Annotated in this window: 9 protein-coding genes; 5 read left to right on the forward strand and 4 right to left on the reverse strand. The window is 74.6% G+C overall.

The window, feature by feature from the left end; all coding sequences use genetic code 11:
* Window positions 1–253 precede the first annotated feature (253 nt).
* Window positions 254–1018, reverse strand: coding sequence for a TetR/AcrR family transcriptional regulator (locus SXIN_RS20845; RefSeq protein WP_095757354.1), 765 nt, complete (start codon window positions 1016–1018; stop codon window positions 254–256).
* 136 nt (window positions 1019–1154) lie between these two features.
* Between SXIN_RS20845 and SXIN_RS20850 the strand changes: the two genes are divergently transcribed.
* On the forward strand, window positions 1155–3560 hold the full coding sequence (locus SXIN_RS20850; RefSeq protein WP_019711361.1) for an MMPL family transporter: 2406 nt from the start codon (window positions 1155–1157) through the stop codon (window positions 3558–3560).
* Here the strand turns inward: SXIN_RS20850 and SXIN_RS20855 are convergent.
* Window positions 3551–4555, reverse strand: a complete 1005-nt coding sequence (locus tag SXIN_RS20855) for a Gfo/Idh/MocA family protein (protein ID WP_019711360.1) — start codon at window positions 4553–4555, stop codon at window positions 3551–3553. The two genes, SXIN_RS20850 and SXIN_RS20855, sit on opposite strands and share 10 nt — an antisense overlap.
* 130 nt (window positions 4556–4685) lie before the next feature.
* Window positions 4686–5633: a sugar phosphate isomerase/epimerase family protein gene (locus SXIN_RS20860; RefSeq protein WP_019711359.1), complete on the reverse strand. Its 948-nt coding sequence runs from the start codon at window positions 5631–5633 to the stop codon at window positions 4686–4688.
* Between the two features lie 261 nt (window positions 5634–5894).
* Here SXIN_RS20860 and SXIN_RS20865 point away from each other — a divergent pair, with 261 nt between their 5' ends.
* The 4 genes from SXIN_RS20865 to SXIN_RS20880 all read left to right on the forward strand — a co-directional run bounded on the left by SXIN_RS20865 (window position 5895) and on the right by SXIN_RS20880 (window position 11219).
* Window positions 5895–7097 (forward strand): PfkB family carbohydrate kinase, encoded by a 1203-nt coding sequence (locus SXIN_RS20865; protein WP_095758121.1) that lies wholly within the window; start codon window positions 5895–5897, stop codon window positions 7095–7097.
* 389 nt (window positions 7098–7486) lie between these two features.
* A complete protein-coding gene (gene iolB / locus SXIN_RS20870) occupies window positions 7487–8548 on the forward strand; it encodes a 5-deoxy-glucuronate isomerase (protein WP_095757355.1) in 1062 nt (353 codons plus the stop codon).
* Window positions 8545–10497, forward strand: coding sequence for a 3D-(3,5/4)-trihydroxycyclohexane-1,2-dione acylhydrolase (decyclizing) (gene iolD / locus SXIN_RS20875; protein ID WP_095757356.1), 1953 nt, complete (start codon window positions 8545–8547; stop codon window positions 10495–10497). Before iolB ends, iolD begins: the two co-directional genes overlap by 4 nt.
* A 377-nt stretch (window positions 10498–10874) precedes the next feature.
* On the forward strand, window positions 10875–11219 hold the full coding sequence (locus tag SXIN_RS20880; RefSeq protein WP_039823898.1) for an XRE family transcriptional regulator: 345 nt from the start codon (window positions 10875–10877) through the stop codon (window positions 11217–11219).
* Here SXIN_RS20880 and SXIN_RS20885 read toward each other — a convergent pair.
* The gene (locus SXIN_RS20885) at window positions 11181–12065 is read right to left on the reverse strand and encodes a hypothetical protein (protein WP_019711356.1); all 885 of its coding nucleotides are present in this window, start codon (window positions 12063–12065) and stop codon (window positions 11181–11183) included. The genes SXIN_RS20880 and SXIN_RS20885 overlap by 39 nt on opposite strands.
* Window positions 12066–12093: the final 28 nt, after the last annotated feature.

Genomic DNA, 12093 nt, shown 5'->3' on the forward strand with positions numbered 1-12093 from the left:
ACGGCAGCCGTCGGCGGGCGCCGTGCATGCAGAGCAGCGGCCCCGGCCCGGTGACCTCTCGATACGCCCCTGGAGTCCGGTCGGTCGAGGGCCCTGGGCACACCGAGACCCCCGTGGCCCGATGTACGAAACGGCCCCCACCTGCGACAACACGGCCGACAGCACCGTCAGACCGGCGACCGCAGTTGACGGGAAATGACGGCGCGGGGATCCGGCTCCGGTGCGCCGGAGGCGCCCCTCGGGAGGCCGGGGCTCAGCGAGTGGCGGGCGCCTCCGTGCCGACGAGCGGGGCGAGGTAGCGGTGGAGCGCCGCCTTCAGTTCGGTGACATACGCCTCGCGCTCCGCGCCCTCGTGGCTCATGGCCAGCTCCATCCCCGAGGTGAAGAAGGTGTAGGCCAGCATGGCCACGCGTGCGCACTGCTCCGGGGGCAGGCCGGGGGCGCGCAGGGCGATCAGCTCGGCCGTGCGGGCCCGGAAGACGCTGTCGAGCGCCGCGTGCTCGTCGGCGAGGGCCGCGGGCGCCCCGGGGGCGTGCATGAGGGCGAGCGAGGCGGGGTTGTGGCAGATGAAGCCGGTCAGCGGGTCGACGATCCGGTCCAGGGCCTCCGCCAGCGGCAGCATGGCGTTCTCCGGGGTGAAGACCTGGCCGTGGGTTTCGCGCATCCGGTCCAGCAGGCGCCCGCCGAGCTCGACGGCGATGGCCTCCTTGTTGGGGAAGAACTGGTAGAGGGTGCCCGGGGAGACGCCCGCCTCCCGGGCGATGGCGTTGGTGCTGGCCCCGTCGTAGCCCGAGTCGCCGAAGACCCGGGCGGCCGCTTCCAGGAGCTGCTCGATGCGGCGCTCCCCGCGGGCCTGGCGGCGGCGGTGCGGCCGGGCGGCGGCCGGCGGCCGCTCCGCGCCGGGCCCGGACGGGCCGCTGCTGCTCCGCTGCTTTTCGGAGGATGCCTCGCCGGCGGTCGTCTCTCCGCCGGCCGTCCCCGGCCGCTTCCCCGGTGTCGTCGGCTGCTTCTCGGACACGCGCCTCTTCCCCGGACTCTCCGCCCGCCTGGCGGCGGTTGACAAATGCGAGCGGTTACTCGCATTCTAGGGAACGCGAGCGGTCGCTCGTGTTTGCCAAGTCTATTGGCAATCGGGGGAAGGGGACACCTGCGCCATGTCTGCTGTCAACCGCCGCGCCCGCGGCTGGACCCGGATCGTCACGGCCCGGCCGAGACTGTCCCTGCTGCTCGCGCTCGTCGTCACGGCCCTGGCCGTGTTCGCGGGAAGCGGCGTCGCGGACCGGATGGGCAGCGGCGGCTTCGAGGCGCCGGACGCCGAGTCCACCTTCGCCACCGAGGAACTCGACCGCCGCTTCCCCGCCTCCGGGCCCAATCTGCTCCTTCTCGTCGACGGCGGCGGTGCCTCCGTGGACGCCCCGGCCGTCGTCGCGGAGGGCCGGGAGCTCGCGGAGCGGCTGGAGGGGGAGCCGTCCGTCACCGGCGTCACCTCCTACTGGACCACCCGCTCACCCGCGCTGCGCGCCGAGGACGGCCGGCAGGCCCTGATCACCGCCCGGATCGAGGGCGACGAGAAGGCCGTGAACGACACGCTGGAGCGCATCGCCCCCGCACTCCGGGGGGAGCACGGCCCCGTCGAGGTGTCGATCGGCGGCCGGGCCGCCGTCCAGCACGAGCTGCAGACCACCGTCCAGGAGGATCTGCTCCGGGCCGAGCTGATCGCCCTGCCCATCACCCTCGTGCTGCTGATCATCGTCTTCGGCAGCGCCGTCGCCGCCCTGCTCCCGCTGCTCATCGGCGTCGTCGCCATCCTGGGCACCAACGCGGTACTGCGCGGCCTCACCGAGTTCACCGATGTCTCCGTCTTCGCGCAGAACCTCACCACGGCGCTGGGCCTCGGACTCGCCATCGACTACGCCCTCTTCATCGTCCGGCGGTTCCGCGAGGAGCTGGCCGGCGGGGCCGAACCGCTGCCCGCCATGGGCACGACCTTGCGCACCGCCGGGCGGACGGTCCTCTTCTCCGCGCTCACCGTCGCCGTCTCGCTGGCCGCGATGCTGGTCTTCCCGCAGTACTTCCTGCGCTCCTTCGCCTACGCCGGCATCGCCGTGGTGCTGCTGGCCGCGCTGGCGGCGCTGTCCGTACTGCCCGCCGCGCTGGTGCTGCTCGGCCCCCGGGTGAACGCCCTGGACCTGCGCAGGCTGCTGCGCCGGGACCGCCCCGCCGGACCGGACACCGGCGAGGGCTGGGCCCGTACCGGCCGGCTGGTGATGCGCCGGGCACCCTTCTTCGCGATCGGCACCACCGCCGTCCTGCTGCTCCTCGGAGCCCCCTTCGCCGGGGCGACGTTCGGCACCGTCGACGACCGGCAGCTGCCCGTCACCGCCGAGTCCCGCGTCGTCCAGGACCAACTGCGGGAGGGCTTCCCGGGCTCGCCCGGCGGTGCGGTGGAGGTGCTGGCCGAGGGCGGCCCGTCGGCCCGGGAGCTGGACGGGTACAGCGCGCGGATATCCCGGCTGCCCGATGTGCTGCGGGTGGACGGGCCCACCGGGCAGTACGTCTCCGGGGAGCGGGTCAGCGAGCCGGGCCCCGCGGAGGCCGCCCGCACCGCCGGGGACGCGGCACAGATCAGCGTGCTGCCGCGCGGCGAGGCCGTGGACGCCGCCAGCCAGGAGCTGGTGCGCGAGGTCCGCGCCGAGAACGCGGAGGCCCCGTTCGACGCCTCCGTCACCGGCACCGCCGCCGTCCTCGTCGACACCAAGGACGCCATAGCCGACCGGCTGCCGTGGGCGCTCGCGGTCATCGTGGTCACCACACTGCTGCTGGTCTTCCTCCTCACCGGCAGTGTGCTGATACCGCTGCAGGCCGTGGTCCTCAACGCCCTCAGCCTCACCGCGATGTTCGGTGCCCTGGTGTGGGTCTTCCAGGACGGTCATCTCTCCGGGCTGCTGGACTTCACCGCGACGGGTGACATGGAGACCACGCTCCCCGTGCTGATGTTCTGCGTCGCCTTCGGCCTCTCCATGGACTACGGAGTCTTCCTGCTCTCCCGGATCAAGGAGGAGTACGACCGCAGCGGCGACCATCAGGGCGCGGTGGTCTTCGGCCTCAGCCGCACGGGCGGGCTCATCACGGCGGCCGCGCTGATCCTCGCCGTGGTGATGATCGCCATCGGAGCCTCCCGGGTCACCAACACCAAGATGCTCGGCCTCGGTCTCGCCCTGGCCGTGCTGATGGACGCCATGGTGGTGCGCACGCTGCTGGTCCCGGCGGTCATGCGGCTCACCGGCAAGGCCACCTGGTGGGCTCCGCGCCCGCTGCGCCGGCTCCACGCCCGCTTCGGACTGAGCGAGGGGGAGGGCGCGGCTCTCCCGGAGCAGCGGAACGGGGAGGCGGCGGGAAGGGCTGACGAGACGGCGGACGGGGCCGCGCGGCCCGGTGGGAGCGGCGAGGCCGGACGGGAGAAGCAGGCCGGTGGCGCCGAAGGGGACGACGTCGGTGTGAGGGAGGACAGCGCCGGTGGGGCCGGGCCGGAGCGGGCGGACTCGGGGGCTCAGCGGTAGAGGGCCAGCGGTCCGGTGAGGGTGACGGGCACCCGTCCCCCTCCGGACTGGGCCCGCACCCCGGCCTCGCACACGGCGGCGACCGCGTAGCCGTCCCAGACGCTCGGTCCGGTGACCTCGCCCCGGCGGGTCGCGTCCACCCACTGCTGCACCTCGCGGTCGTAGGCGTCCTCGAACCGCACCACATAGTCCTGGGCGATCTCCCCGCCCCAGCGTCCCGCCGTCTGGGTCACCATGGCGTGCCCGTCGCCGATCCGGGCGCTGCCCGCCTCGCACACGGCCTCGCACTGCACCTGGTAGCCGAAGCCGCAGTTGACGAAGATCTCCACATCGACCACCACCCCGCCGTCCGTCTCGAACAGCACCAGCTGCGGCTCACGCACCCCGCCCGAACCGGGGCGCAGCACGGTCACCGCCGTGATCTCCTGACCCAGCAGCCAGCGGGTCGCGTCGATCTCGTGCGCCACCGAGTCGCTGATCATCATCTGCTCGGTGAAGCCGGGCGGGCTGGCGACATTGCGGTGCCGGCAGTGCAGCATCCGCGGCCGTCCGAGTCCGCCCGCGTCGAGCAGTGCCTTGAGCCGGGCGTACTCGGTGTCGTAGCGGCGCATGAAGCCGACCTGCACCCGCCGCCGGCCGAGGGCGCTCTCGGCCCGCAGGACCCGCAGCGCGGAGGAGGCGTCCGGGGTGAGCGGCTTCTCGCAGAGCACCGGCAGACCGTGCTCCAGCGCCAGCAGCAGCTGCTCCTCGTGAACCGGCCCCGGGGAAGCGATCAGCACCGCGTCGACGCCCTCGGAGGTCAGTGCGGCGGCCGGATCGGTGTGGGCGGCGCAGCCGTCGATCCCGTCGGCGAGCCGCTTGGCGCGCTCGGCGTCGACATCGGCGACGGCGGCGACCCGGGCGCCGCTGATGGTCCGGTCCAGCCGCCGGATGTGGTCGGCCCCCATGCGTCCCGCGCCGATGACGGCGACGCCGAGTGTCCCCTGGTCGGTCATGGATCTCCTCCGCAGGTCGGGCCGGGGGCGGGTCGGGTCGGCGCGGTCCGGCCGGATGGTTCGGCGGGTGCGGTCCGGCCGGCGCGGGCCGGCCGTTCGGGTTCTCCGATGCGGTACCGGGGCCACGGGGCTACGGCGCCCCGCAGCTCCGCAGGAATCCGCGGGTCCGTTCCGCGATCGGGAACGGCCGGTCCGGATCGCAGGGGTACATGTCCTGCTCGACGATGGCGAAGAGGTCGATGCCGAGTCCCTGCGCGGCGTTGAGCACCGGTTCGAGTGCCGGTACGCCGCCGGGCGGCTCGCACATCACGCCCTGGGCCACCGCGGGCCCGAACGGCACGCCCTCCGCGACCACATGGGCGAGGATCTCCGGGTCGACCTGCTTGAGGTGGAGGTAGCCGATCCGCTCCCCGTAGGTCTTGATGAGCTTGACGCTGTCGCCGCCGCAGTAGGCGTAGTGGCCGGTGTCCAGGCAGAGCCGGACCAGACCGGGGTCGGTGGCGTCGAGGAAGCGGGCGACGTTCTCCTCCCCGTCGATGTGGGTGTCGGCGTGCGGGTGGACGACGATCTCCAGGCCGTAGCGGTCGCGGACCTCGCGCCCCAGGCGTTCCATGCCGGTGGTGAGGTCCCGCCACTGAACGGCGTTCAGCTCCCGGTCCTCGATGATCTCGGCGGTCTTGTCGTCCCGCCAGAAGGACGGGATGACCACCAGGTACCCGGCGCCCATGGCCCGGGTCAGTTCGGCGACCCGGGAGACATGCTCCCAGGTGGCGTCCCAGACGGCCGGACCGCGGTGCAGCGAGGTGAAGACGGTGCCGGCGGAGACCCGCAGGCCGCGGCGCCCGGTCTCGTCCCGCAACCGGGCGGGGTCGGTGGGCAGATAGCCGTAGGGGCCGAGTTCGATCCAGGAGTAGCCGGCGTCCGCCACCTCGTCGAGGAAGCGGGGCCACGGCACCTGCCGGTCGTCCTCGGGGAACCACACGCCCCAGGAGTCGGGGGCGGAGCCGATCCGGAGCCGGTCAAGGGACGCGGGGGAGGAGGGGGAGGGTGCGGCGGATGCGGGAGGTCCTGCGGTCATCTGGCGGGCTCTCCTCTCATCGGTCACCGGTGACCGGAGAAGGCGGTGTCTCCCGTGTCGGCGGGACAGGGGAAGGGCAGGGATGCCCGGTAGCTTCCTGCCCGGCGCGGGGGGTGTCAATGCGAGGTCCGGACATACGGACGTATGGTCAATTCCCTGCCGGGCAAGCCAGTATGTCAGGACAAAGAAGGGGTGGTTCGCGGCCGGGACCGGGCCCGGGGCGCGGCCGCGACGGACCCGCGCCGAGCGGAGGGGATCACCATGCCGGAACGTACCCAGCCGGAGGCCGGCGGCACAGCGCCCGGCCCGGGCGGCGCCCCGTATGAGCTGATCACCATGGGGCGCACCGGGGTGGACCTCTACCCCCTGCAGACCGGGGTGGGCCTGGCGGAGGTGGAGACCTTCGGGAAGTTCCTCGGCGGCTCGCCCACCAACGTCGCCGTCGCGGCCGCCCGGCTGGGTCGGCGGGCCGCCGTCATCAGCCGTACGGGTGCCGACCCGTTCGGGGAGTACGTCCACCGCGCGCTGCGGGGCTTCGGGGTGGACGACCGGTGGGTGGCGGCCGTGCCCCGGCTGCCGACCCCGGTGACCTTCTGCGAGATCTTCCCGCCGGACCACTTCCCGCTCTATTTCTACCGGCAGCCGAAGGCCCCGGATCTGGAGATCACGGCCGCGGAACTGGACCTCGACGCGATCCGGGCCGCACGGGTGTTCTGGATGACCGGCACTGGGCTGTGCGAGGAGCCGAGCCGCTCGGCGACACTGGCGGCCCTGGCGGCCCGGTCCGGGGCGGTGCCCCGCCCGGACCCGGCCGGACAGTCCGCCGGTCCGGCCCCGCACCCCGTGACCCCGGCCGCCCGCTCGACGGGCCCGGAAGCGGCGCCGGAGGCGGACCGGGACCCGGATCCGGACCCGGACGCGTGTGCGGACGCCCCCGGCCCGGCCGCCGGTGCGGTCACCGTCTTCGACCTCGACTGGCGCCCGATGTTCTGGCCCGCACCAGGCGCGGACCCCGGTGCGGAGAGCCCGGCCGCGCGGGCGGCCCGCGCGGCCGCCGCGCGCCCCCACTACGCGCGGGCGCTGGAGCACGCCACCGTCGCCGTCGGCAATCTCGTCGAGTGCGAGATCGCCACCGGGCTGCGGGAACCGAAGGACTGCGCCCGCGCGCTGCTCGACGCGGGAGTGGAACTCGCCGTCGTCAAACAGGGGCCGCGCGGTGTGCTCGCGATGCACCGCGACGGCACCACGGCCGAGGTGCCCCCGGTGCCCGTGGAGGTGGTCAACGGCCTCGGCGCGGGCGACGCGTTCGGCGGCTCGCTCTGCCACGGCCTGCTCGCCGGCTGGGACCTGGAGCGCACCATCCGCCACGCCAACGCGGCCGGTGCGATTGTCGCCTCCCGGCTGGCCTGCTCCCCGGCGATGCCGACGGCCGCCGAGGTCGAAGCGGCCCTCACCGGCCCATGACGGACCCGCGCACGGACCCGCGCACGGACCCGCGCACGGACCCGCGCACGGGCCTGCGGTCCGCCCCGCGCACCGGCCCGCGGCCGGGGCGGCCCCGCCCGCCCCGGGTGCTCAGGGTGCCCCGGACGGTCCCAGGTGCCGTGGGCCTCCCCGTGGCCGGGCCGCCTCCCGCTGCGGGCGGTGCGCCCTGCGGCCATGGCACGGGGCGTGCCGGGCGGTTCCGGGACGGGGAGGACCGGCCCCGGCGCTCCTGGTGCTCGTGGTGTTCCAGGTACTCCCGGCACCCTCAGGCCCCCGGCACCCCCGGCCCGTGCGGCAGTGGTCCGTCCGCCGTCCGCCGTCCGCCGTCCGCCTCCGATCCGACCGTTTCCGTGGGGAGACTCGCCATCATGACGTCCGATCACCCCGATCACCCCGGCCGTTCCGTACCCCTCTACCGCTCCGGCCGCTCCGGCCTCCACCTCCCGGCCGGGACCACGGCCACCGGCCCGTACGCGACCGCCGTCGAACCGGAGCGGGCCGGCTGGCGCTTCGCCGGCCTGCGCGTGCTCGATCTGCCGCCCGGCGGCTCCCACGGTTTCGACGCGGGCGGCAGCGAGTGGATCGTGCTGCCGCTCAGCGGCGGCTGCACCGTCGAGATCCTCACCGTCACCCCCGACGGCGAGAGCTTCGATGAGACGTTCGAACTGCACGGCCGGGACAGCGTGTTCGGCGGTGTCACCGACTTCGCCTATGTGCCCCGTGAGTCCTGGGCGCGCGTCACCACGCCCACCGGCGGCCGGTTCGCGCTGCCCGGCGCCCGCTGCGGACGCCGCCTGCCCGCCCGCTACGGACCGGCCTCCGGCGTCGGCGTCGAGCTGCGGGGCAGCGGAAACTGCTCGCGCCAGGTCAACAACTTCGCCGCCGCCGGCGCCTTCGAGGCCGACCGGCTGATCGCCGTGGAGGTGCTCACCCCCGGCGGCAACTGGTCCTCGTATCCGCCGCACAAGCACGACGAACACCTGCCCGGCCGGGAGTCGGAGCTGGAGGAGATCTACTACTACGAGATCGCCGCCGCGCCCGGCGGCACTCCCGGCCTCGGCTACCAGCGGATCAGCCGGTCGGGGCCCGGACGCGACAGCGACCTCCTCGCGGAGGTCCGCGGCGGCGACACCGTGCTCATCCCGGACGGCTGGCACGGTCCGTCCGTCGCCGCCCCGGGTCACGACATGTACTACCTCAACGTGATGGCCGGGCCGGACGACGAGCGGGCCTGGCTGATCAGCGACCACCCGGACCACGCCTGGATCCGCACCACCTGGCCGGAACAGCCCGTGGACCCCCGGCTGCCGCTCTACCGGGCGCCCGCGGGCCCGGCCGCGAGCGCCACCGGCACCGGCCCCCCGGGCGCCCCCGCCGCCCCGTCCCCCGCCCCGCCACCCGAAGAGCCTCCCGAAGGGGACCGCCCATGAGCACCGGCACCAGCACCGGCACCGGCCCGACCCGCCGTCTCACCGTCGCCCAGGCCCTGATCGCCTTCCTCGCACGCCAGTTCAGCGAACGGGACGGCGAGCGGCACCGCCTCATCCGCGCCTGCTGGGGCATCTTCGGCCACGGCAACGTGGCCGGCCTCGGCCAGGCGCTGCTGGAGACCGGCGCCGGCCACATGCCGTACCTCCAGGGCCGCAACGAGCAGGCCATGGTGCACGCCGCCGTGGCCCACGCCCGCCAGACCGCCCGGCTCTCCGCGCAGGCCGTCACCACCTCCATCGGCCCCGGCGCCACCAACCTCGTCACCGGCGCCGCCCTCGCCACCGTCAACCGGCTGCCCGTCCTGCTGCTCCCCGGCGACACGTTCGCCACCCGCCCCGCCGATCCGGTGCTCCAGCAGCTCGAAGTGGCGTCCGCCGGCGACGTGTCCGTCAACGACTGCCTGCGGCCGGTGTCCCGGTACTTCGACCGGGTGACGCGGCCCGAGGCGCTGATCCCCGCCGCGCTCCAGGCCATGCGCGTGCTGGCCGACCCGGCCGAGACCGGCGCCGTCACCCTCGCCCTCCCGCAGGACGTGCAGGCCGAGGCGTACGACTGGCCGGAGGAGTTCTTCGCCGAGCGGGTGTGGCGGGTCCGCCGCCCCGCGCCCGACGCCGACGCCCTGGCCGAGGCCGCCGCCGTCCTGCGCGCCGCCCGCCGTCCGCTGATCGTCGCGGGCGGCGGCGTCCACCACAGCGAGGCCGAGCAGGCGCTCGCGGCCCTCGCGGACGCCACCGGCATCCCCGTCGCCTCCACCCAGGCCGGCAAGGGCTCGCTCCGATACGACCACCCGGCCGACGTCGGCGGCATCGGGCACACCGGCACCGCCACCGCCGACGACCTCGGCCGGACGGCGGACGCCGTGCTGGGCGTCGGCACCCGCTGGAGCGACTTCACCACCGCCTCCGGCACCCTCTTCGCCGCCCCCGGCGTCCGCTTCGTCAACCTCAACATCACCGCGTTCGACGGCCACAAGATGAGCGGCCTGCCCCTGGTGGCCGACGCCCGCGCGGGGCTCGACGCGCTGACGGCCGCCCTCACCGGCCACCGAGTCGAGCACGCGTACGAGGAGGAGTACGGCCGCGCCAAGGCGCGCTGGGAGGAGCGCGTCGACCGTGCCTTCGCGGGGGACGGCGATCCCGCCGCCCGCCCCACGCAGGCCCGGGTCCTCGGCGCGCTCGACGCCCTCGCCGGGGACGAGGACGTCCTCATCAACGCGGCCGGCTCCCTCCCCGGCGATCTGCACAAGCTGTGGCGCGCCCGCTCCCCGCGCCAGTACCACGTCGAGTACGGCTACTCCTGCATGGGCTACGAGATCCCGGCCGCCATCGGCGTCGCCCTGGCCGCGCCCGGCCGGCCCGTCTGGGCGCTGGTCGGCGACGGCACGTATCTGATGATGCCGACGGAGATCGTCACCGCCGTCCAGGAGGGCGTCCCGATCAAGCTGGTGCTGCTCCAGAACCACGGCTACGCCTCCATCGGCGGGCTCTCCGAGGCCACCGGCGCCGAACGCTTCGGCACGGCCTACCGCTTCCGGGCCGCCGACGGCGGCTACACCGGCGACCCGCTCCCCGTCGATCTCGCCGCCAACGCCGCCAGCCTCGGCATGGAGGTGCTGCGCGCCGGGACGGTGGGGGAGCTGCGGGAGGCCCTGGCGGCGGCGCGGGCGTGCGACCGGCCGGTCTGCGTCCATGTGGAGCTCGCGGCGGCGGTGGAGGCGGATTCGGGAACGGGGCCGGGGACCGGAGCGGACGCGGAGGCGGAGGACGGGGTGCCGGGCGCGCAGGCCTGGTGGGACGTACCGGTGGCCGCGACCGCCACCCGCCCGGCCGCCGTCGGGGCCCGCCGGGAGTACGAGCGCCGGGCGGCGGAGCGCCGGCGGTACCTGTGACGCGGGCCGCCACCGCCCGCCCGGCACGGGCCCGGGTTGCCCTGTCAGGGCTGACGGCCCCGGCCCCGGCCACCGCCCCCGGCCGCGGCCATTTCCCCGTCCCCCAGCCGGCCCCCTGCCGCACTCGGATCCGGCCGCGGCACCCGGTCGTACGAGTCGGCACCCGCCCGCCGGAGTGAATTCCCCCGCGGAGGACCGCCGTTCCGGGCCGGGCCGTTCTCCCACTTCAGCCGCCGTGACAGAGGCTCCACTCGGCCGTCCGGAGCGGGAGGCCCGTGTAACAGAAGCTGCCAACCCGGTTTTTAGGTACAGCTAAAGGTGGCATCCTGAGATGAGGACAGTGTCCAAGAGCCATGCACATCTGGGGGGTTGACACGATGCCGTTCACGGCGCGCGGCGAAAGCGAGACCGATGCGGCGGCGGCCCGGCTCGCACGACAGGCGGCGACGGCCCTTGCCGGTGAACTGGCCGCCCGGGGGCTCTCCCGTTCGGATCTGGCGAAGCTCATGGGAATCAGCGCGGGCAGGGTGAGCCAGATCTTGTCCGGTGACGCCAATCTGACCGTACGGTCGCTGGCGAGCGCCGCTGCCGCGATGGGCGCCTGTGTGGAGATCCGGTTCACGGAACCGCCCCCGGCCGGGCAGGGCGGTGCGCCCTCGCTGCGGGCGGACGGCGACGGTTCGTCAAGCCTGCGCGGTGGCGTCGTCCCGTCGCGGTTCTGAGGCCGCCCCGCGCCGTCCTCTGCCGTCCCGGTTCCATCCGAACCAGCGGCGGTGCGGGCGCCGTTGGGCCGGCAGCGGCGTCTCCCGGTAGCCGCCGGACGGCGCCGCCTCTTCCCGCAGCCCGAGCAGTCTCCGCCGGTCGGACCGCCGGCCGAGCAGGTACACGACCCGCAGCAGCAGCGCGCAGCTGTGCCGGGCCTCGCCCCAGGCCCGCAGGCTCGCCACCCGCTCCTCCTCGGTACGGTTGCGGCGCGGCTCGGGAAGGCTGCCGAAGCCGGGCATCCGGCAGGCCTCGCCGATGCGGGACTCCGTGTCGATGGCCCGGGTGAGCGCCGCGTCGGCCTCGGCGTACCGGTCGTCCGCGGCCTTGCGGGCCGTGCGGTCGGGACGGCGCGCCAGCAGGTGCAGCCGTACCGCGTGGACGAAGATCTGCAGCTGGTACAGATCCTTGATGCCGGCCAGCAGATCGTCGCACCAGTCGGCGCAGTCCGTCTCCATCCGGGCTTCGAGCCGGTCGAGGAGGTGTGAGGTGCCCAGGGTGAGAAAGGCGAGGAAAGGGCCGGAGGTGTCCTGCTGGACGCGCCCGCGGCGCACCACCCCGGCCCCCGTGGCGATGCCGATCGCGGCGGCGGGCACCTCCGCGAGCAGGGGCAGCAGGGAGATCACCAGCAGGGCGATCGCCGCCATGGACGTGACCACGGCGGCCGACAGCAGCCCGGACCGCCAGGTGCCCAGCAGACGGCCTTTGCCGTGGTACTGCCGGACGAGGCAGATCCAGGCCACGAGCCCGCTCAGGCCCGCGGGTAAGACCCAGTTCAGGAGGAACGGCGGCTGAAACCAGCTCATGGCGGCCCCACAGCTTCGTGGACAACGA

Source organism: Streptomyces xinghaiensis S187 (assembly GCF_000220705.2).
Lineage (GTDB): Bacteria > Actinomycetota > Actinomycetes > Streptomycetales > Streptomycetaceae > Streptomyces > Streptomyces xinghaiensis.